At 51.0% G+C, this 22,454-nt stretch carries 18 protein-coding genes; 14 read left to right on the top strand and 4 right to left on the bottom strand.

Annotated elements, in window-relative coordinates; translation table 11 throughout:
- Nucleotides 1–13: 13 nt before the first annotated feature.
- A complete protein-coding gene (locus G3M78_00390; GenBank protein QPJ63946.1) occupies nt 14–409 on the top strand; it encodes a cupin domain-containing protein in 396 nt (131 codons plus the stop codon).
- Here G3M78_00390 and G3M78_00385 read toward each other — a convergent pair.
- From G3M78_00385 to G3M78_00370, 4 genes are all read right to left on the bottom strand, one after another.
- Entirely contained in the window at nt 370–1,527 is a 1,158-nt protein-coding gene (locus G3M78_00385; GenBank protein QPJ63945.1) for a cation transporter, read from the bottom strand. The two genes, G3M78_00390 and G3M78_00385, sit on opposite strands and share 40 nt — an antisense overlap.
- 58 nt (nt 1,528–1,585) lie before the next feature.
- Nucleotides 1,586–2,659 carry an A/G-specific adenine glycosylase gene (gene mutY, locus G3M78_00380; protein QPJ63944.1) on the bottom strand — a complete coding sequence of 358 codons (1,074 nt, stop codon included), beginning with the start codon at nt 2,657–2,659 and terminating at the stop codon, nt 1,586–1,588.
- Nucleotides 2,660–2,669: 10 nt separating this feature from the next.
- Complete coding sequence (locus G3M78_00375) at nt 2,670–3,305, bottom strand: radical SAM protein (GenBank protein QPJ66715.1); 636 nt, start codon at nt 3,303–3,305, stop codon at nt 2,670–2,672.
- Nucleotides 3,306–3,380: 75 nt separating this feature from the next.
- Nucleotides 3,381–4,817 (bottom strand): B12-binding domain-containing radical SAM protein, encoded by a 1,437-nt coding sequence (locus tag G3M78_00370; GenBank protein ID QPJ63943.1) that lies wholly within the window; start codon nt 4,815–4,817, stop codon nt 3,381–3,383.
- Between the two features lie 74 nt (nt 4,818–4,891).
- Between G3M78_00370 and G3M78_00365 the strand changes: the two genes are divergently transcribed.
- From G3M78_00365 to glnE, 13 genes are all read left to right on the top strand, one after another.
- The gene (locus tag G3M78_00365) at nt 4,892–5,866 is read left to right on the top strand and encodes a D-glycerate dehydrogenase (GenBank protein ID QPJ63942.1); all 975 of its coding nucleotides are present in this window, start codon (nt 4,892–4,894) and stop codon (nt 5,864–5,866) included.
- Between the two features lie 439 nt (nt 5,867–6,305).
- Nucleotides 6,306–8,732: an ATP-dependent Clp protease ATP-binding subunit gene (locus G3M78_00360; GenBank protein ID QPJ63941.1), complete on the top strand. Its 2,427-nt coding sequence runs from the start codon at nt 6,306–6,308 to the stop codon at nt 8,730–8,732.
- Between the two features lie 225 nt (nt 8,733–8,957).
- Nucleotides 8,958–11,180 (top strand): outer membrane protein assembly factor BamA, encoded by a 2,223-nt coding sequence (gene bamA / locus G3M78_00355; protein ID QPJ63940.1) that lies wholly within the window; start codon nt 8,958–8,960, stop codon nt 11,178–11,180.
- Nucleotides 11,181–11,203: 23 nt separating this feature from the next.
- On the top strand, nt 11,204–11,752 hold the full coding sequence (locus G3M78_00350) for an OmpH family outer membrane protein (protein QPJ63939.1): 549 nt from the start codon (nt 11,204–11,206) through the stop codon (nt 11,750–11,752).
- A 161-nt stretch (nt 11,753–11,913) separates the two neighbouring features.
- Nucleotides 11,914–12,348, top strand: coding sequence for a 3-hydroxyacyl-ACP dehydratase FabZ (gene fabZ / locus G3M78_00345; protein QPJ63938.1), 435 nt, complete (start codon nt 11,914–11,916; stop codon nt 12,346–12,348).
- 114 nt (nt 12,349–12,462) lie between these two features.
- Complete coding sequence (gene lpxA / locus G3M78_00340; protein ID QPJ63937.1) at nt 12,463–13,236, top strand: acyl-ACP--UDP-N-acetylglucosamine O-acyltransferase; 774 nt, start codon at nt 12,463–12,465, stop codon at nt 13,234–13,236.
- Nucleotides 13,233–14,207, top strand: coding sequence for a Gfo/Idh/MocA family oxidoreductase (locus G3M78_00335; protein ID QPJ66714.1), 975 nt, complete (start codon nt 13,233–13,235; stop codon nt 14,205–14,207). Before lpxA ends, G3M78_00335 begins: the two co-directional genes overlap by 4 nt.
- 32 nt (nt 14,208–14,239) lie before the next feature.
- Entirely contained in the window at nt 14,240–15,055 is an 816-nt protein-coding gene (locus G3M78_00330) for an LpxI family protein (GenBank protein QPJ63936.1), read from the top strand.
- 40 nt (nt 15,056–15,095) lie between these two features.
- Nucleotides 15,096–16,262, top strand: a complete 1,167-nt coding sequence (gene lpxB / locus G3M78_00325; protein ID QPJ63935.1) for a lipid-A-disaccharide synthase — start codon at nt 15,096–15,098, stop codon at nt 16,260–16,262.
- Nucleotides 16,263–16,347: 85 nt separating this feature from the next.
- Entirely contained in the window at nt 16,348–16,989 is a 642-nt protein-coding gene (locus G3M78_00320; GenBank protein QPJ63934.1) for a lysophospholipid acyltransferase family protein, read from the top strand.
- Nucleotides 16,990–17,330: 341 nt separating this feature from the next.
- Nucleotides 17,331–17,669: a P-II family nitrogen regulator gene (locus G3M78_00315; GenBank protein ID QPJ63933.1), complete on the top strand. Its 339-nt coding sequence runs from the start codon at nt 17,331–17,333 to the stop codon at nt 17,667–17,669.
- An 89-nt stretch (nt 17,670–17,758) separates the two neighbouring features.
- A complete protein-coding gene (gene glnA, locus G3M78_00310; GenBank protein ID QPJ63932.1) occupies nt 17,759–19,171 on the top strand; it encodes a type I glutamate--ammonia ligase in 1,413 nt (470 codons plus the stop codon).
- 89 nt (nt 19,172–19,260) lie between these two features.
- Nucleotides 19,261–22,440 carry a bifunctional [glutamate--ammonia ligase]-adenylyl-L-tyrosine phosphorylase/[glutamate--ammonia-ligase] adenylyltransferase gene (gene glnE / locus G3M78_00305; GenBank protein QPJ63931.1) on the top strand — a complete coding sequence of 1,060 codons (3,180 nt, stop codon included), beginning with the start codon at nt 19,261–19,263 and terminating at the stop codon, nt 22,438–22,440.
- Nucleotides 22,441–22,454 lie beyond the last annotated feature (14 nt).

Raw genomic sequence — 22,454 nt, 5'->3', positions numbered from 1 at the left:
ACGGAGAAAGCGAATGTCGCCGAAGGATGAAGTCTATTTTGTCGATCCGGAAAACTCCCCTTCATTTGTATTGAAGGGGATCCGTATCGAGCAATTGCTCCCTCGTGAAGCCTGTCGGCAATTTTCCGCCTACCGGGTGCATATTCAACCGGGCGAGGTCAAGAAAGCCAGCTTTCATAAAAACGGCGAAGAATTGTATTACGTGGTCGCGGGTTTGGGTTCGGCGACTCTGGGTGAGAAAGACTACGCGCTTCGACCGGGATGTTTTTTTCGAGTGCCGCCCGGCGTTCTGCACGCCTTCAAAGCCGAAGGCGAGGCCCTGGACCTGCTGAATTTTCACAGCCCGCCGGTGTTCTCAGACCACGATACCTATTTCCCCGACGACTCTTCTGAGGCGGTATCTACATAGAGACGGGCGTCTCCGACTCGATCGATTCGACGCAATCGCGTTCTCAGATCATTGAATATCGTTTTGATTTCGGCGACGGTTTTATCCGGCGTCACTCTCACCTTGATTTCCAGCGTATGCTTCCCCTTCAGGTAATGGACGTGCATTCCGGTTTTTTGCAGAATGGCTTTTTCTTCTTTCAGGATCGGATCGACGTAACTCTCAATCTCTTCGCGCGACAGATTGTTGATGGATTCTATTGAGCTGTCGTCTTCCGCGTCGACATGTATCAAGGCCTCTCCCAAATTCTCGAACTCGTTGATCAGACTCCTGCGCAGGGTTTCCGCGATGTGATGTCCTTCTGAAACGGTGATGCGCGGACTCACCAGAATGTTGACGTCGAGAAAAATTTCTCCGCCGACGGTCCGTGTTCTCAGTTCATGAAAATCAACAATGCCTTGCGTGTTCCTGACGATGTCTTCGATGCGCGCCAGCGTTTCATCGCCTATGGATTCGTCCATGAGTTCGTTCACGCCTTGCGCGCAAATTTTGTAGCCCGCGTAAAAAATCATCAGGGACACGGCGCCGGCCGCGATGGGGTCGAGGATGGGGAAACCCGCCATGGCGCCGCCGATGCCCAGCAAAGCGGCGAAGGAAGACACCGCGTCGGAGCGATGGTGCCAGGCGTTGGCCTTCAGCGAAGGGCTGTTCATGGCGTCGCCGATGCGCAGGGTGTAGTGGAACAGACCTTCCTTGATGGCGATGGAAACGACAGCGGCGCCCAGGGCAAGCCAGGTGGGCGGCGTCAGGGTATCGGACGCGATTTTTTCCCAGGCCTCAAAGACCAGGCCGACGCCGACTCCTGCGATGATGATCCCGATCAAAACGCTTCCCAGCGTCTCCGCGCGACCGTGCCCGTAAGGATGATTCTCATCTTTCGGAATCTGGCTGATCTTGTAGGTGAAGCCCGCGACTCCGTCGGTCAGCAAGTCGGACAGGGAATGAACCGCGTCTGCGATCATGGCGGCGCTGTTGCCGAGAATTCCCGCAATGAACTTGATAATGGAAAGGATGACGTTGCCGATCACGCCTGCGGCGATGGCTCGGATTCCCAGGTCCTGTTTGAGTGATTTGATCATGATGGCGCTCGGCTTGAAAGTGAATGGCGGTTCGGGCGATGAGCGGCGCGATGGCGACTCAGGATGTATTCTGAGTCAGCCTGTTTACAATTTTAACATTAGCGGCGGGAAAGGGGTACGATTCTAACTCTTCAGGTCGAACCCATTTCCATTGCTCGCATTGCGTGGCGCGGATTCGACCGCCCTGCGCTTTCGCTTCGAAGACGTGGAGGGTGACCCGGAATTGCGTGTAGCTGTGTCGAATCGTCATCCATTTTTCTTTCAGTTGAATCTCTAGTCCCAATTCTTCACGCGTTTCCCTGACAGCGCATTCTTCCGGCGTTTCGCCCGCTTCGATCTTGCCGCCGGGGAATTCCCAGAGTCCGCCCATCAATCCCTTCTGGGGCCTCTGCTGAATATAGACCTTGCCGCGTCGTATGAGAACCACGGCGCTCACTTCGATTTTTTTCGCAGGGGCGGACGGTTTGGGCGGCGGATACAAGGCCTGTTCTCCCGTCGCGCTGACTTCGCAGAGATCGCGCAAGGGGCAGAGCAGGCACAGGGGTTGTTGCGGCAGACAGATGGATGCGCCCAGTTCCATCAGGCTCTGGTTGAAATCGCCAATATTTTTTTGCGGCAAAATCTCTTCGGCTCTGGCCCAGAGAATTTTTTCTCCGGCTGAGGTCTTGCCGTTTTCGTTGATGCGGAACAGGCGGGACAATACGCGCTTGACGTTGCCGTCGAGAATGGGGGCGCGTTCTTCAAAGGCGATGCTGAGAATCGCTCCCGCCGTGTAACGCCCGATTCCCGGAAGCGACAACAAGTCCTTCGAGGTGTTGGGAACCTGTCCCGCGAAGCGGTCAAGAATCTCCCGAGCCGCTTTCTTCATATTGCGCGCGCGCGAATAATAGCCGAGTCCTTCCCACAGCTTCAAGACCTGAGGCTCCGGCGCGTCGGCCAGACTCCTCACATTCGGGAAGCGTTGCATCCAGCGCTGGTAATAAGGCAGAACCGTTTTGACCTGCGTCTGTTGCAACATGATCTCCGAAACCCAGATGGCGTAGGGGTCGTTGGACTGGCGCCAGGGCAGATCGCGTTTTTCGCTCTGGTACCATGCGAGCAGTTTCTTGTGCAGTTTTGTGTAGGGCGGCATGTCCTCGGCTTCAAACTCCGACGGCGTTTTTGTCCCAGATGATTTTGTGCAGTTGCGATTGCAGACGCACTTGCAGTTTGTCTTCAAGAATCCATTCGGCGAGAGTTCGCGGGGCGAGCTGGTCGAACACGGGAGAGAACAGGACAGGATTGGAGTGGAGCGCGTATTGTTTCACCAAATCCCGGCTCCATTCGTAGTCCTTGCGGTCGGCGATGACGAATTTGACTTCGTCGTGCGGTGCCAGCAATTTGAGATTGTCGTAATGATTTTTTTCCGCTTCGCCGCTGGCAGGGCATTTCATGTCGACGATTTTGACGACGGCCTGCGGGACTTTTTCAATGGAAAGCGAGCCGCTGGTTTCGAGCAGGACGCGTTGGCCGCGATCCAGTAAGGATTGCATCAAGGGATAAACCTCGGCTTGCAGTAAGGGTTCGCCGCCGGTGATCTCGACCAGGGGCGCGTCGAGTCGTTCTGTTTCTTCAAGAACCGCTTCGACGGTTTTGTCGACGCCGCCGTAGAAGGCCTGAGTCGTGTCGCACCATTGGCAACGCAGGTTGCAACCGGTCAGGCGCACAAAGATACAGGGCAGTCCCGCATAGGTGGATTCGCCCTGAATGCTTTTGTAGATTTCGTGGATTCTCAACATGCGTCGATTGTACATGAAGCGCGCTGGGCGGTCATGCACAATGTGCGCGGAGGAAAATTCTGGAAAGGGGCGGGGTCAGTTGCCGGCGGTCAGTCGGCTGGTCAGGATTTTGGTTCCCATACGCGCCTTGGCGGTGAAGTCGGACCAGGATTTGACCTTGGCGATCTGCTTCATGATATAGGTCGGGCTTCGGTAAAATCGCGCGTGGCATTCGTCCTGTATGTCGCGCAGTTCCAGTTCGGAGAAATCCCGGTTCCAGAAACGGATTTTGAAATCGGGCGAGGGGTTCTCGGCGAATCTCTGCCAGTAGTCCTCTTCGACGATGCCTTCGCTCAGCATTTGAAAATAAAGCTCCGTCTTGGGGTAAGGCGTGCAGATGGAGAATTGCGCGTAATCGGGTTTGAGGCGTTTGGCGAACTCGACGGTGTGCATCATCTCCGCTTTGGTTTCGTAAGGGATGCCGATCATCATATAGGCGAAAAAGCCGATGCCCGCGTCGCGCGTCCATTTGCAGGCGCGTTCGATTTTCTCCGGCGTTTGTCCCTTTTGCAGATAGCTCAGATGCCGTTGCGTGGCGGATTCGATGCCGTAATGAATGCGGTAGCAGCCCGAGCGTTTGAGCGCCGCCAGCAATTCCGGGTTGATGGTGTCGACCCGCGCTGAAATCTTGTAATTGATTTTCACGCCGCGCTGGATCATGAGCGCCAGCGTGTTCATCAGATTCTTTTTGTCGATGGTGATGGTGTCGTCCACGAAAAACAGATCGTCGACGCCCTGATCGGCGAGTTCTTCAATTTCTCGCACGATGTTTTCCGGCGAGCGCATGCGGAACTGGGTTTTGCGGATATCGCAGAAGGAGCAAGCCGCCGGGCATCCACGCGTCGCCTGAATCGTGAAAAACTGGCGACCCTCGCTGATGAGGTGGTTGTATTGTCCCATGTCCACCAGACTGCGCGCCGGGAAGGCCAGCTCGTTCAGGTCGATGCGTTCGGTTTCGGCAGGGTTGACCACCGCTTCATCGCCGCGCATCCAACCCAGCCCGTTTATCTGTTCGAGTTCTTCTGCTTTTGCCCCCTTGTGTTCCAGCGTCGTGGCAAGCCGCGTGAAAATGGTCTCGCCCTCGCCGAAGACGACGTAATCAATTTCCGGCTGGCTCAGGGTTTCTTTCGGGTAGAGATTGACGTGCGGGCCGCCCAGGCAGACTTTTACCGATGCCAGCGTTTGTTTGATGCGGCGCGAGGCGCGCAGGGCGTCCAGCAGGTTGAAGGTCATGATGCTCATGGCCACCATGTCCGGCTGGTATTCCTTGACGCGCCAGAGCAGTTCCTCTTCGTCCACGCCTTCCGGCGGGCAGTCGATGAAACGCGCCTCGTTGCCCGTTGCGCGCATGTAATATCCGGCGACGTAGAGCAGGCCGAGCTTCGGATAATAGCCTTTGCCCCCTTCAAGGGCGCGCGGAACGGAAGATTCGAGAGATAAAATCTCAGGCGGGACGAGAAATAAAATTTTCATAGGAATACCAGGGGGTTCCTTTTACAATGCCGAATTCAAATATCTCATAATTACAAAAGGGTAGCGAGGCTAAAGTGAAACCTATCGTAACCGTTACGAACAAATTCCCGGAAGCCGGGTTGAAGCGTTTGGAGACGAAATGCGAACTGCGCGTCAACCAGACGGAAACGCCGCCGAGCGCGGCGGAACTCGAGCGGGCCGTCGCTGAAAGCGAAGCCCTCATCACCTACTTATCGGACCGAATCAGCGCGGACATGATTAAAGGGGCGCGCAATTTGAAAATAATCGCCAATTACGGCGCGGGATTCAACAATATCGACGTCGCGGCGGCCTCGGCCAAACAGATATGGGTGACCAATACCCCCAGCGTTTTGCACGAGACCACCGCAGATTTGACCTGGGCGATGATTTTGGGCGCGGCGCGGCGCATTATTCCCGCCGATCGTTTTGCCCGCGAGGGGCGTTTCAAGGGCTGGTACGCTGATTTGTTCCTGGGTTCCGACGTTTTCGGTAAAACCCTGGGCGTGGTGGGTTGCGGCGAGATCGGCCGAGCCGTCGCCCGGCGGGCTGTCGGTTTTGAGATGCGCGTGCTGTATTGCCAGAGGAATCGTCTGTCGCTCGAAGAAGAGGTGCGCTTGAACGCGGAATATGTGCCGCTGGAGCGTTTGATTCAGGAATCCGATTTCATCACGCTTCATGTGCCTTTAACCGATGAGACAAGAAACATGATCGGCGAGAAGGAATTCGCCATGATGAAGCCGGGCGCCTACCTGATTCAGGCCGCGCGAGGCCAGGTGGTCGATGACAAAGCCCTGCTTTCTGCCTTGAAAGAAGGCAGGATCGCCGGAGCCGCCCTCGACGTTTATGAAAAGGAGCCAGAGATCACCGAGGGCATGGCGGAACTCGATAATCTCATGCTATTGCCGCATATCGGCAGCGCCAGCGTGGAGACGCGCGACCGCATGGCTGTTTTGGTTGCCGATAACGTGCTCGACGCGCTGGCAGAGAAGCGTCCGCGCTCTCTGGTGCCGGGCTGGAAAAAAGTCTAAGTCCTTGCGTAGATTAGCTTTTCTGGCTGTTGGTCGGCGATTTGTATTGCAGATGAAAAAGAATTTAGCGTAAAAGCTGGCCCTTTGGGTTTTTAAATCTTATTAAGGTGACGCAGTGAAGATTTCTTTGCGTTTTACAGATTCAGGCGAACCATTGTTTTCCCCCTGATGCCTGCGACCTGTCAGCGCGAGAGCTTCTTTTGCAAGGCGTCTTTTTTGTTCTGCCCTGGAATTGGTGAACGCGATTTGCAGTTCGGGGGAGTTCAGTCGTCCCAATTAAGGGTTGTATAATTGAGTTTATTTTCATAAAATAAAGTAATAGAAGACCAAAGGCGCCGATTTTACATGGGAATAAAGCCTGTCAGCCATTCACTTCAGTTTGCAGGCTCGCCGATTTGCCTCTCTGGTCCAAACTTCTTCAATCAAGGAATTACCCATCATGTTTAAGCGATTCACTGAACGAGCCCGAAAAGTTATTATTCTTGCGCGAGAAGAAGCTGAACTTTATCGCCATGAATATCTGGGAACAGAGCATATCCTGCAAGGAGTCATCAAGGACGGCGGAGGGATTGCCGTTGCGATCATACAAAAGACGGGCGTGGATGTCGCCCAGTTGAAAAAAGAGCTGGAAAAGAATCTGCCTCGGAGTTCCAACTCCTTGATAATTGGCGATATTCCTTTTACTTCCCGAGCCAAGAAGGTTTTGGAATTTGCTGTGGAAGAAGCCCGCTCATTAAATCATAATTATATTGGCACGGAGCATCTGCTTCTTGGATTGCTGAAAGAGAAGGAAGGCGTTGCGTGTCGTGTGTTGAATAACTTTGGTCTGTTTTTTGATGATGTGAAGGAAAAAATCATTGAAATGTTTAAAGAACCTTCGGAGAGTTCAAAAGAAGTGGGAAAAACGCCTACATTGGATGAGTTCAGCAGGGATCTGACCAAGATGGCTATTGATGGGAAGCTCGATCCTATCATTGGTCGTTCTAAAGAAATTGAACGCGTGATTCAAATTCTGAGTCGACGGACGAAAAACAACCCCGTTTTGATTGGCGAACCGGGCGTCGGTAAAACCGCCATTGTCGAAGGCCTGGCGCAGATGGTGGTTGAAAAGGAAGTCCCCGACACTCTTTTTGACAAGCGCGTTGTCTCTCTCGATCTGGGTTCGTTGATCGCCGGAACCAAGTACCGCGGTCAGTTTGAAGCGCGGCTCAAAGGCATCATGAAAGAGATCACCCAGAATGAGTCGGTCATTTTGTTCATTGATGAATTGCACACCCTCGTTGGCGCGGGCGCGGCCGAAGGTTCGGTCGACGCTTCCAATATGCTGAAGCCCGCCTTGTCTCGCGGTGAAATCCAATGCATCGGCGCGACGACTCTGGAAGAGTATCGCAAATACATTGAGAAAAATGGAGCGCTGGAGCGACGTTTTCAACCGATCGTTGTCAATCCGCCGACATCTGACGAGACCATTGAGATCATCAAGGGACTCAAGGTTCCCTACGAGTTGCATCACCGCGTTAAAATCACCGATGAGGCGATCGTCACTGCGGTTCGATTTGCTGATCGCTACATCAGCGACCGGTTCTTGCCGGACAAGGCGATCGACGTGATCGATGAAGCGGGTTCTCGGGTGCGTTTGCGAAAAGTGACGCAATCTCCAGAGATGAAGACCATTCAGAAAGATATTGACGAAGTGGTTCGCGACAAGAAAATCAGGATCGAAAATCAGGAGTTCGAAAAAGCGGTGGAGCTTCGCGACAAAGAAGAAACCCTGCGCGACAAGCTGGAAGCGGCTAAAGGAAAATGGGAATCTGAAAATGAGCAGGCCGAACCTTCGATCACTGAAGAGGATATCGCCTCTGTCGTTTCGAGCATGACGGGTATTCCGCTGTCTCGAATCGAAGAGAAAGAAAGCATCCGTCTGTTGAATATGGAGCAGGAGTTGGGCGACAAGGTGGTCGGGCAGGAAGAGGCCATCAAGGTCATCACCCGCGCGATTCGACGTTCCCGTTCCGGTTTGAAAGACGCGCGCCGCCCCATCGGCACCTTCTTGTTTCTTGGGCCGACGGGTATTGGTAAAACGGAGTTGGCGCGTATGCTGGCCGAGTTCATGTTCGGCAATTCCGACGCCTTGATCCGACTCGATATGTCCGAGTATATGGAGAAATTCAACGTTTCTCGTTTGACCGGAGCGCCTCCAGGTTATGTGGGTTATGAAGAAGGCGGGCAGTTGACGGAAAAAGTGCGCCGCAAGCCTTACTCTGTCATCCTGTTTGACGAGATTGAAAAAGCCAACCCGGACGTGTTCCATTTGCTTCTCCAGATCATGGACGAGGGTCGGCTCACGGACAGCTATGGTCGGGTGATCGATTTCAAAAACACCGTCATCATCATGACTTCAAACATCAGTTCCCGTATGTTGGACAAAGGCACGTCCCTTGGTTTTCATAAGGACAACACCGAGCTCAACTACGACAAGATGCAGAAGGATTTGAAACAGGATCTGAGAAAAACTTTCAACCCGGAATTTCTCAATCGAATCAGCGAGACGGTTGTATTCCGACCGTTGACGCTCAATCACATTGTTCAAATTCTGGATATTCATCTCCAACAGCTGAATGAGGAATTGATCCAGCAGGGATTGACGCTGGAAATGTCTCCTGAGGCTAAAAAATGGTTGGCTGAAAAGGGTTACGACAAGCATTTTGGCGCCCGCCCGTTGAAACGCGCCATGCAAAAGTACCTTGAAGATGTGCTCTCCGACGAAATGCTCAAAGGGCGTTTCAAGAACGGCGGACATATTGAAGCCAGCTTGCAGGGAGATGAGCTCACCTTTTCAGAGAAAAGCGATACGGTAAACGCTTGATCTGAGGATTGCCCTCATTTTAAATCACCGTCGTAGTATCAAATCGATCAAGTATTAGACCTCTGTGCCCGTTAGGGATCAGAGGTCTAATATTTTTTTTACTTGAATTTTGGTCGAGGGTGAATGTACCATAACGCGATTAATAACAATAAGTTTTGCCTGATGGCGTCTAACTCCCGATTAATTTCCCACCTAGTTCTGATTCTCTTTACAATTTTTCTGCCTTTGGCGGTTGCCTGGGCTGACGAAGGGCAGATCGTCCGTTCGATTTTGATCGAAGGCAATCGCCGTGTTGAGAAATCCACGATTGAGTATTACATCAAGACTCAGGTAGGGAAACCCTTGTCGCAAAGCCAGGTTCGCAAGGACATCGAGGAAATTTATGCGCTGGGTCAGTTTAAAGATATCCGCGTAGAAACCGTGCCGGTCGCCGGCGGCGTGAATGTCATATTTCGAATTGAAGAGATTCTTTCCATCGGAGAGATTCACATCGAAGGCAACGACCAGGTCGATAGCGTTGAAATCTGGAAGAAAATCAAAGATTTTCTAAAACAGGGCGCGACCTTTCACCCACATTTGTTGATCGAAACGAAGGAAACCGTAACCAATTTTTTTCACGAAAAAGGTTATTTCTTCGCAGAAGTCAGTATTGACACCGAACCGACTGAAGACAATCTGGTCAACATCACGATCAATATTCAGCGAGAAGCCAAAGTCGGCATCGAAAAAATTCGTTTCATTGGCAACAAACAATTCACTGACGACGAGTTGATCGGGCAGATGGAAACGAAGGCGAAGACCTGGTATTCCTGGCTGGATGAATCGGGGATTTACAAAAAGGACTTGCTCAAGCTGGACACCTTCCGTATCGAATCCTTTTATCAGGATCATGGGTTTATCAAGGTTCGGGTTTTGGAACCCAAAATCGACATCAATCGAAAAGATAAAGAAATTTACATCGTCATTCCTCTGGAAGAGGGGAAGCAGTTTCGCATTGGTAAAGTTGAAGTTCAGGGAAATGATATTCTGAACGAAGACGATATTTATGCCGCGATCAAAAGCAAGCCGGGCGACGTTTATAACCTGTCCCAAGTGCGTGAAGATGTGCTGAGCATTTCTGAGTTGTATTCCAAAGCCGGTTACGCCTATGCCGACGTCAATCCGAAAGTAGTGGAAAACGACGAACAAAAAACCGTCGATTTGACCATGGAAATAGACAAGGGTCGAAAAGTCTACGTCGGAGAAATACTGATTTCAGGAAACACGCGCACCAAGGACAACGTCATCCGCAGGCAATTTCGTTTGAAGGAAGGCGATTTGTTCGATAGCGACAAGCTCAAGCGAAGCAAACAGCGCATCAACAACACCCGTTTCTTCGCCGACGTTAAAGTGGACACGCGTCGCGGTAAAGAGCCAGACTTGATCGATGTTGTGACCACGGTCACAGAACAGCCGACGGGCTCCATCAGTGTTGGCGCGGGTTTCAGTTCGGTTGAAAATCTTATTTTCAATGCATCGATTTCCCAGGACAATTTTCTGGGCGGCGGTCAAAAAGTTATTTTTTCTACAAACCTGTCGTCCGTGCGAAGCGATTTCAACCTGTCGTTGACAGAACCGCATATTTTAGATTCTGATATCATGGGTGGAATTGATTTGTTCAACACGGAAACCGATTTTTTCAGCTTTGAATCAAAAAGCACCGGCGGCGGACTTCGCATCGGTAAGAATATTTCCGAGTATGAAAATGTCTCGTTGTTGTACAAATACGAAGCGGTGAAGATCTCCGGCGTCGATCCGGGAGAGGAAACGACTTTTCTAAGAAACGAAAACAGAACGAGCAGTCGCATCGCGCCATCCTACACCTATGATAACCGCGACGATTTTTTAAACCCTACCACCGGTTGGCGGCATGTGGTAAGATTTGACTTTGCCGGTTCCGTTCTGGGCGGCAGTGATTTTGTGAAAACCAATTATGAAGTGACCTATTACCAAAGCGTGATCGGTAAACTGGTTGCGGCGGTTCATGCGGAAGTCGGTTGGGCGGACGGTTACAATGGAGAAAGCCTGCCGGTCTTTGAACGCTATTTCATGGGCGGCCCCGCCAGCTTGAGAGGCTATACCATTCGCGATATTGGTCCCAAAGACAAGAATAATGACCCCATCGGCGGCGAACAATCCCTTCTGTTTAATTTTGAATTGCAGTATCCTTTCACCAAGGGCTTGAGAGGGTTTGTGTTCTATGATCGCGGTAACGTTTATGGAAGCGGCACCAGCACGATTGGCACAACCACCAATATTGATTTGAGCGAAATGCGATCCAGTATCGGCGGCGGTATTCGTTTCATCAGCCCCTTCGGTCCCGTCGGTTTTGCCTACGGCATCAAACTGGATAAGAGAGAAGGCGAGAAGGATGCGGAATTTCATTTTTCCGCAGGAAGCGCATTTTAAATTGTTAACCAGCGAGAGGAACTATGTTTCAAAAAAAAGGCCCCACCTCATTACTGAACTTTAAACGATCAATCACCTTAGCGCTTATTGTTTTTGCATTGAGCCTCTTCGCCGCGCCCGCCATCGCCGACGACCGAATCGGATTCATCGACCTTCAGAAAGCGTTATCCGATACTAAAGAATGGAAGGAAAAGTCTGCAAAATTTAAGGTTGAGTTTGAGAGGGAGCAGAAAATGATCTCGGCTCGCGAAGCCAGTATCGCGAAAATGCTGGAGGACATTAACAAGCAAAGCATGGTGATGGACCCGGAATTGAAGAAAAAGAAGGAAGAAGAATTCCGCGCTCAAAGCCGCGATTTCCAACGCTATGTTAAGGATAAGAGCGACGAATTCAGCAATAAAGAAAAAGAAATGACCGCAGAATTGGTGAAGAAAATGGTCGACGTTATTCAGCGACTTGGCAAGGAAAAGAAATTCACGATGATCGTTGAAAAAAAGGGCATGCTGTACACCGATCCCGGTAAGGAATTGACCCCGCATGCAACCCGAGCGTACGACAAGATTTATAAATAATTCAGCTTTATATTGCCGCTCCATCACTCCAGCTCAGCGAATCTTCTATATATTGGTTCAGATTGTAGCGTCGAAGCACGCTATCGTAATTGTTTCATAGCCCTTTTTTTATAGAGACTGCTTCATTGAGTGTGTGGCGGAATCGCAGGAGATTTTTGAATATGATGGAACTCAACGAAATTAAACAAGTGATCCCGCATCGTTACCCCATGTTGCTGGTGGATCGCATTATTGAAAGCGATTGGGAAAACCGCATCGTTGGCGTGAAGAATGTGACGGCAAACGAGCCTTTTTTTCAGGGCCATTTCCCTGAGTTTCCGGTGATGCCGGGCGTCCTCATCATCGAAGCGATGGCGCAGGTGGGTTGTATTCTTGCGCTCAAAACTCTTAAGAGGGAAGGGCAGGGATCGGTTTTTTTCACGGGCATCGACGGCGCCAAGTTTCGTCGACCCGTGGTTCCTGGCGATCAACTCCGTATGGAGCTGGAAAAGATCAAACAACGCGGCACTTTGTTTCGTTTCCAGGCTAAAGGATTTGTCGGGGAGGAATTAGCCGCTGAATGCACCCTTCAGGCCATGGCGGGAAAAAACGATTGATCGGGTCCTTCCCCGAATGATATCGGCTTGCGTTTCAGTATTAAATCAAAGAGACACTTGCGGATTTGAACATACCAAGTTCTGAACAACCCTGATTTTTCTCCATCCAAACTCGTGAACATCCATTCGACTGCACAAATTCATCCCTCGGCGGAGCTGGGAGAAGACGTATCCATAGGGCCTTTTTCCATTGTCGAAGCAGATGCTCGCATTGGCAAGGGAACTGAGATCGGTTCCAACGCGATCATACACAAAGGCGCCCGCATCGGAGAGAAATGCCGCATCTATCACTCTGCGGCGATTGGCGGCGACCCTCAAATATTTGGCTTCGACATAAATATTCCCTCGTTTGTAGAGGTCGGTTCCGGGACGACGATGCGGGAATACGTCACCATCAATCGATCGGGGAAAGAAAATCAGGCGACAGTGATTGGCAAGGATTGCATGCTGATGGCCTATGCGCATGTTGCGCATGATTGTATACTAGGAAACGGCGTTATCGTTGTGAATGGAACCGGATTGTCCGGCCATGTGGAAGTGGGGGATAATGCGTTCATATCGGGTTTGAGCGGCATCCACCAGTTCGTTCGGATTGGCAAATGCGCTATGATAGGCGGCGTGACAGCGATCACCCAGGATATTTTGCCCTACTCGCTTGTGGAAGGGCGCCCGCCGCGATTGGTGGGGATCAATTCGGTGGGATTGCGTCGGCGTAACATAACGCCAGCGGCCCGATCCTGTTTGAAACAAGCGGTCAAGCTGTTGAAACAATCCGACCTCAACACAGCGCAGGCGGTGGATAGAATAGCGTCAGAAATTGATTCTGTGGAAGAAATCCGTTATCTTGTCGATTTTATTAATAGTTCGTCGAGGGGAATCACCAAATAATGAGCGATATAAAAGTAGGGGTGGTTGGAGTAGGCAGAATGGGGGAATACCATGTCGGCGTGTTGTCCGAATCCGCGGGCGCTCAGCTTTCTGCTATTTCCGACGTTAACGAAAAACGCGCAGGAGAAATTGCCGCAGCCTACCGGGTTCCGTATTTCTCTGACTATAAAGAGTTGTTCAAGCTTGTGGACGCGGTGGTGCTTGCAGTGCCAACGAATTTACACTACCCGATCGCTAAAGATTTTCTCAGCGAAGGCATTCACGTTTTGCTGGAAAAACCCTGCGCCAATAACCTGGATCATGCGCGCGAAATCTTCGATATTGCTGAGAAAAAAAATCTCGTATTGCATATCGGTCATGTCGAGCGCTTCAACGGCGCCGTGCAGGAGTTGCACAAAATAGTGACAGACCCCATCTTTATTGACGTGCGCAGGATGAGCCCTTATACCGACCGCATCAAAGACGACGGAGTCGTTTTGGATCTGATGATTCACGATATTGATATCGTCTTGAACCTGGTGAATTCCGATGTGCGCCGGGTGAACGTGCTGGGGGCATCCGTGTTTTCCGATAGAGATGATCTGGTGATCGCTCAACTGGAGTTTGAGAATGACTGCATCGCCAATATTCTGGCCAGTCGCGCATCGCAGAACAAGGAGAGGACCTTGTCCGCAACGCTACGCGACTCCCATGTTCAACTGGACTACACGGATCAGGAAATTTACGTTCATCGCAAATCGTCTTCCGAGCATCAACTGAGCAAGGGAAGCCTGCGTTATAAACAAGAATCGCTGGTGGAAAGAATCTTTGTGCACAAGGAAAATCCCTTGAAACTGGAACACCGGCACTTCATCGATTGTATCCGCAACGGCAGTCCGCGAAACGTCGCTGTTGACAATGAACTGTATTCGCTTGAAATCGCTCTTGAGATTCTTCGTCAATACCGGGAAAACAAAAACATTTCCAAATAACCACCATTCCCCTTCCACCTTACGCTCCCCTTATGGATCAACCCGTGCGGGAAAATATTGGACTCATCGCCGGCGCGGGGGAGGTTCCCCGTTATTTCGCAAGGAAGGCAAAAGACGCGGGGATCCCGATAGTCTCGATCGCCTTCACGCCGGAGATTCAATCCACTCTTGATCCATTTGTCGAAAAAAGTTTATGCATCGGCATTGGCAAGGTTGATAAAATTTTCAAGACGCTCAAGCAGGAACAAATCAGCGACTTGATGATTTTGGGGAAGGTCGACAAGGGCATTATCTTTCGCCCACAGATGTTCGATCTGCGAACTCTCAAATTCCTTAAAAATCTGCGCAGTAAAGACGACAAGACCCTGATGGAAGGGGTCATTGATGAATTGGAAAAGGAAGGATTCCGACTGCTCGATCAGCGGGAGTTCATGCCGGAGATTTTCCCGTCCAGCGGCGTGTTGACCCGGCGCAGTCCCGATTCTGAGGAGATGAAGGACATCGAATACGGCCTCCCCGCCGCGCGTAAAATTGCGGACATGGAAATTGGCCAGACCCTGGTCGTGAGAAATCAGGTGGTGGTGGCCGTCGAAGGCGTTGAAGGCACCGACCGCGCTATTGCAAGGGGCTGCGAACTGGCGCGCGGCAGCGCCGTCGTCGTCAAGGTCAGTCGGACCAATCAGGATTATCGTTACGACAGTCCGGGAATCGGGCTCAAGACCATGCAATGTCTGATTGACGGAAAGGCCTCGGCGCTGGCTCTGGAAGCGGGTCGCGTGATGATTCTTGAGCAAGAGCAAGTGGTGGCTCTGGCGGAAAAAAATAAAATTTCTATAATTTGCGTTTGAGTTGTTCTTTGAGCAACGATCCAATCGACGAGACGATTGAATGACAGAAGAAACCCGCCGAATTTTGATCATCGCCGGCGAAGCGTCGGGCGATTTGCACGGCAGTGAATTGATACGTGCAATGAAAGAGCGTAGCCCGAACTATGAGTTTTACGGCTTGGGCGGTAAACGCATGCGCGCCAGAGGAGCAGACACTTTTTTTGATATTGAACGCATGGGAACCGTCGGCATCATCGAAGTTCTTGGCGAAAGTTTCCACTACTGGAATGTATATAAACGATTGCGCGCAGAAATTGAATCGGGGCGATACGACGCCGCGATCCTCATAGACTATCCCACCCTCAACATGCGTCTGGCCCGCTTGTGTCGGGAGAATGATATTCCCGTTTATTATGTGATCGGGCCGCAGATCTGGGCCTGGAGGGCGGGGCGGATCAAGGCGATCAAGCGGGACGTGTCGAAGATGTTTGTGATTTTTCCTTTCGAGGAAGCCCTCTATCGGGACGCCGGGGTCGATGTGGAATTTGTCGGACATCCCTTTGCCGAGAAAGTACGTCCCACGATGAGCCGGGAAGAAGCGCTCCGGCATTTCGGTCTCAGAGAAGATTCGCCGGTTGTCGGACTGTTGCCGGGGAGCCGTAAAAATGAGATAGATTCCTTGTTCGATGTCATGCTCAAAGGCTCTGCCGATATTGCCAAAGAGAGGCCCGATTGCCAGTTCCTGTTACCCGTTGCCGACACCCTAGACCCGGAACCGTTGAGAAAACGCGCGCAAGAAAGCGGGCTGGACATTCGCGTGGTTCCCGGTCAGTCTTACGACGTGATGAATTGTAGCGACTGTCTGGTGATCGCTTCAGGTTCTGCAACGCTGGAAGCGGCCTTGATAGGAACCCCGATGGTGATCGTGTACAAACTCAACCCGCTGACCTATTGGCTGGCCAAGCCGCTGGTTAAAATTGACCTTTACGGCCTGGCGAATATTGCGGCGGGGGAGAAAGTCGTCCCCGAATTGATTCAATATCAACTCACGCGCGATGCGATCAAGAAGGAAGTCGAGCGATTTCTCGCAGAGCCAGAGTATGTCCAGTCCGTGAAGGAAAAACTGTCCCATATTAAAGCCACTCTTGGGCAACCCGGCGTCATGGAGCGCATCGCAACGAGCGTATGCCAATCTCTGGAACAGCAAAGCGCCGCCCCGACGCGCTGAAATGCAGTTGGGCTTTGCGATGAATTTCTGTGCGTGACACCGGTTTTTTAATTGACGCTGGCGACAGTGGAGGTCAATGGCGGTTATGAAAAAGTTGCTCATTGAAAAATGTCTGCCGAGGCTTGTCCATTATTCCACCTATCTCTGGTGCTGGCTTTTGCGCCTGGAGAATCTGGACCCTGAGGCCGAGGCCGAAGTGGATCGGCGTAAGGGGCCTTGTATTCTCACCCTCTGGCACGGTCGCATTTTTTACCTTTTCTACCATTTGCGCCGTCGCCCCGAATACCATCTATTGATCAGCCCCAGCAAAGACGGCGATTTTCTGGCTCGCCTCGCCCTGCTCATGGGTTATTCGGTGGTTCGCGGCTCCAGCTATAAAAAAACCATTTCAGGAACCCGGTCGTTAATCAAAATACTGAAGAATGGCGGACGCATTATCATCATTGCGGATGGGTCGCGCGGCCCCTGCGCCGTCGCCCAGCCTGGATCGATTCAACTGGCGGGCATCACCCAGTCGCCCGTCATACCCATGAGCTATGGAACAACGCGCAAGAAAGTGTTTTCTAGTTGGGATCGTTTTGTATTGCCCCTCCCCTTTGCGACTTGTAAAGTTAAATTCGGTTCCCCCATCAGCGTTCCCAAAAGACCTGACGAACATATTTTGAAGGAAAAACAGGAAGAACTGCAAAATTCTCTCGATAATCTGACCCGACAAAGCGACGCTTGATCGGCTTAAATGCCAAAAAATCAGTCAAAAAAAAGGGCTTTGCCTAAATGTTGGGCATTTTAATGAATTTGAAACTCCAGAGGCATTGTGCTATTATCGCGCAGTTCCTGTAAGCGCCTTAAATAAAAGGATTAAGGGGTTCAAGGTCGAAAGCGATTTTGTATGCCCTTGGCATGATTATTGAATTTGAAATGGTATTGCCGGTTCAAGGATTGAGCCTGAGTTAAGCAAGCTCTGATTGTCGGTCACCGGACAAAGGCAACGGGTTGATGTTCAATAATTGCGAGTTCATTTTGACCTCTGCCAATTCCGTTTATTGAAATTTAATTTGAGGACTAAGCATGAAAAAAGTTGAGGCCATTATCAAGCCATTCAAATTGGATGAGGTCAAGGACAAGCTGAACGAAATTGGAGTTAAGGGCATCACCGTCAGCGAGGTCAAGGGATTCGGTCGTCAGAAAGGCCACACGGAATTGTATCGCGGGGCTGAGTATGTGGTCGATTTCCTTCCAAAAATCAAAATGGAAATCATCATCTCTGATAATCAGGTCGACGATGTCATTGAGACGATCATGAAAGCGGCCCAGACGGGAAGAATAGGCGACGGAAAGATATTTGTTACAGATTTAATGGACACGATTCGTATCAGGACGGGAGAGCGCGGGGACGACGCCGTATAAAAGGGCATGTGCGCCCCGGAGCTTCCGGAAAGAAATTAACACTGCGTAACAGTTTAACCAATTAACAGTTTATCGAGGAGAAATGGTAAATGACGCCAAAAGAAGTATTGGATTTTTCGAAGAAAAATAATGTAGAAATCATCGATCTGAAGTTCATGGATCTTTTAGGCACCTGGCAGCATTTTTCAGTGCCTGTGAGCGAACTGGAAGAGCATTTGTTTGAAGACGGTCTCGGTTTCGACGGCTCCAGCATCCGCGGTTGGCAGGCGATCAACGCCAGCGACATGCTCGTCATTCCCGACGCGACGACCGCAGTCATGGACCCCTTCATGCAGATTCCGACTCTGAGCATGTTGTGTAATATTTTTGACCCGATCACCAAGGAAAAATATTCCCGCGACCCGCGTAACATCGCGCAAAAGGCGGAAGCCTATCTGCAATCCACGGGAATCGGCGACACCGCGTATTTTGGCCCGGAAGCGGAATTTTTCATCTTCGACGACGTGCGTTACCGCATCGACATCAACCAGTCGTTTTATTTCGTCGACTCTGTTGAAGGCAACTGGAACACGGGTCGAGATGAAGGACCGAACCTGGCTTACAAACCGCGTCACAAAGAAGGCTACTTCCCGGTATCTCCCGCAGACGGTCTGCAGGACATTCGTACGGAAATGATGTTATTGATGCAGAAGGTTGGCATTGCGATGGAGTGTCACCACCACGAAGTGGCCACCGGCGGACAGTGCGAAATTGACATGCGCTTTTCTCCGCTCGTTAAATGCGCCGATAATCTGATGTGGTTCAAATACGTAGTCAGAAACGTCGCCAAGCGACATGGCAAAACTGCAACCTTCATGCCCAAACCCTTGTTTGGCGACAACGGTTCGGGAATGCACATCCATCAAAGTATCTGGAAAGCCGGCAAGCCTTTGTTTGCAGGAAACGGCTACGCCGGTTTCAGCGAAATGGGAATGCACTACATTGGCGGTATTCTGAAACATGCGCCTGCGATCTGCGCATTCGCAGCGCCGACCACCAACTCCTACAAACGATTGGTGCCCGGCTACGAAGCTCCTGTGAACCTGGCCTATTCGAGCCGAAACCGAAGCGCGTCGGTGCGAATTCCGATGTATTCGCCAAGCCCGAAAGCCAAACGTATGGAAGCGCGGTTCCCCGATCCTACCGCAAACGGTTACCTGACTTTTGCCGCGATGTTGATGGCGGGCCTGGACGGAATTGAAAATAAAATCGATCCGGGCGAGCCGTTGGACAAGGACATTTACGCTCTTGGGCCGGAAGAGCTGGCGAACATTCCGACTCTGCCGCACTCTTTGGAAGACTCATTGAAAGCCCTGGAAGCTGACCACGATTTCCTCTTGAAGGGAGACGTGTTCACTCAGGATGTGGTCGATAAATGGATCGATTACAAAATGACCAACGAGGTGGAGCAGGTGCGCTTGCGTCCGAATCCACTAGAGTTCCAGATGTATTACGATGCATAATCACATGCAATAAACGTTTTCTTGGAAAACGCGCTATAATGGCGCCTCTGAAGCGAGTCTTCAGGGGCGCTATTTTTTTGGAATTTGATATGAATGAATCCACCTGTCAATTGCTGAACGAACGTCTCCTTGCCTCCGCTCCATGGGAAGATTCCCTGACAGCGCCGCTTGAGGATTGCGGCTTCATCGAAGTCAAATCGGATTGGAAACTATTGCAGGACCTTTCCAGGCAATGCTCCTTTTCAGAATTTTTCCCGCATTTTTTTGAAGATTTTTTGAAATTTTTGAGCGGTTCCTTCGATCCCAACATCGCGTTGCGAAATTTTTCGAGGTTCGCCGATTGCATTGACGACAAGAATCATTTTTATTCCCAACTGGCCTTCTCTCCCGATTTCCATCAAAAACTGATCACTCTATTCTCAGGCAGTCAGGTGTTGACCGATACCCTGCTCCAAAACCCTTCACTGGTCGACTGGCTGGGACTGCCCGAAACCCTGGAGGAATCCAAATCGCGCGACGGTTTGATGCGGGATTATTACGACCTGGCGGGAAAAGATTACAATACGGAGAAGACGCCGTCTCTTCTGCGCAGATTCAAGAAAAGAGAGTACATCCGCGTCGGCTTGCGCGATCTGCTGGGAACCGTATCGTTTGAAGAAACGGTGGGAGACATATCCAATATCGCAGACGTCGCCTTGCAGGCGGCTTATGAATTCGCTGAAGAGACCCTGCAAAAAAAATATGGCGTTCCCTATTATGAAGACGCCGACGGCAAACGGCACGAAGCGGAGTTCACCGTTCTGGGGATGGGCAAATTGGGCGGACGGGAATTGAATTATTCCTCGGACATCGACATCATTTGCATCTACTCATCGAGCAAAGGCGAAACCGTTCCAGAGCCGGGCAAGGAAGGGCAGCAGGTTCGCATTTCGAATCATGAATACTTCACCAAACTGGCGCAGTTATTGACGAAAACCCTGCATGAGATCACCCCGGAGGGCGCGGTGTTTCGCGTTGATCTTGACCTTCGCCCCGAAGGCAAGAGCGGCGAGATCGCCAACTCGCTCGCCAGTTGCGAAATCTATTATCAGTCCTGGGGACGGACCTGGGAACGGCAAGCGCTGATCAAGGCGCGCGTGTCTGCCGGGAGCGAAGCTCTGGGCAATGAATTTTACAAGCTGGTTGAACCATTTGTCTACCGGCGCAGTCTTGATTTTTCCGCCATCAAGGAAATCAAGTCGATGAAGCTGAAAATCAACGACAGCCTCAAAGCCAGGCACAAAGGTCAGGCCAATATCAAACTTGGGTTTGGGGGAATTCGCGAAATCGAGTTCATTGTTCAAGCCTATCAACTGATTTTTGGCGGGCGTAATATCAGCCTGCGCGAACCCAATACCTTGAGAGTTCTCAAACGATTGCGCTCCCGAGAATTTATTAATGCGGATGATTATTCCAAATTGAAGGATGCTTACATATTCCTGCGCAATCTGGAAAACCGGGTGCAGATTTCTTTTGGTTTGCAAACGCATGATTTGCCCAAAGGCGAAAGCCGCTTGCGCAGTCTTGCAAAAAAGATGCGCATTGAAGGGGAGCCGGAACAACTGTCGGCGCGTCTCATGGAACAATTCAATTTTCACACAGAGTTCGTCGGGAAAATGTTTGCCGAACTGTTTGCCGACGAGGAGGACCAGAGCGCCGCGGAAAATGCATCCAGGGAATGGACTCAGGATGTGGAGCGCAACAGCGCTCTGTCCGAAGAGCATCTGAAGCGATTGGGTTTTGCCGAACCGCCACGGACCCTCATCTTTTTAAAATCCTTGCGCGAAGGCAAAGAGTTTTCACATCCCTCTGAGAAAAGCCTTCAAGTGTTTGATGCGGTGTATCCGCGTTTGATGGAATCCTGTCTCAAATCTCCGAACCCGAATTCGGCTCTGGAAAATCTGGTCAAGTTCATGGAATCCAGCGGGGCGAGAGAATCCTATATGAGTCTGTTCGAGTCGAACGAAAAATTGCTCGAATTGATTCTTATTTTGCTTGGAGGCAGTAACCTGCTTGCAGAAATCCTCATCAAGCAACCGGGGCTGGTCGATGTGGTCATGGATATGGAGGCGATTTACCGTTTCAAATCTCCCGAACGTATTTGCGAAGATCTCGAAAAACAACTCCATTTTTTGCAGGATCTCGACGCCAAGAAGATTGCCTTGCGCCGTTTCAAGCAGGCGGAGGAGTTGCGCGTGGGCCTGAGGTATTTGATTGGCGAAGTGGATATCATGAGCACGATGGAAGACCTGTCTAATCTAGCGGATATTTTTTTGCAATCAATTTGCGGGTTGGCCTTTGAAGAAGCCAAACGCAAAACAGGGGAATCGGGGCCGGATAATTTTGCGATTGTCACACTGGGCAAGCATGGCGGACGCGAACTGAATTTCGGTTCCGATCTGGATGTGATTTTCGTTTACGATCATCTTTCCAACGCCTCGACGCAAGTGATCGCCGAGTTGTCCGAATATTATTCTTCCGTTTCGCAATTGATTTTCAAATTGTCGTCGGAAATGACGCCGGCAGGGATCGCTTACAAAATGGATGCGGACCTTCGTCCCGAAGGCGGCGGCGGGTCGCTGGTTTTATCGCTCGATGGGTACAAGGAATATTTCAATTCGCGCGCGCGAATCTGGGAGCGGCAGGCGATGACGCGGGCGCGGTTTGTCGCGGGCAACCCGGATTTAGGCAACAAGTTTCTAGCGGTGGCGCAACAATTCACTTATGGACAGAGGCTGGAGTACGGAGACCTGATCGAAATTTCCCGTTTGCGCGAACGCATGGTGGTGGAACTGGCTCAGGAAGCGAAGAAGGGTAAAAACGTCAAGCTGGGTTTGGGAGGCCTGGCGGATATCGAATTCATCGTGCAAATTCTACAATTGAAGCACGGCGGAAAGTACCCGCAGTTGTGCCACACGAATACCTTTGAAGCGGTGAGCAAGTTTGCCCAGTGCGGGCTTCTGGAATATGAAGTTTCGGAACAGGTGCGCAAATGTTTTCTGTTTCTCAGAAACCTTGAATGCGCGTTGAGACTCTGGAATCCCAACTCGAAAAATTATCTGCCGAAGGATGAGTTTTCGCTGGCGATACTTGCCCGGCTGTTACGTTATTCCGGGGAGGACGACGCGCAGTTGAGCGCGCGTTTACTGGAGGACTATGAAGACCGCACTCAGTCGGTGCGAGCTTTTTATAACAAGATGCTGGACAATCTTTTGAGAAGTTCGATTTAAGACGCAGGTCTCCA

This window comes from Candidatus Nitrohelix vancouverensis, assembly GCA_015698305.1.
Taxonomy (GTDB): Bacteria; Nitrospinota; Nitrospinia; order Nitrospinales; family VA-1; genus Nitrohelix; species Nitrohelix vancouverensis.
This window is presented reverse-complemented; position numbering and strand designations above follow the sequence as displayed.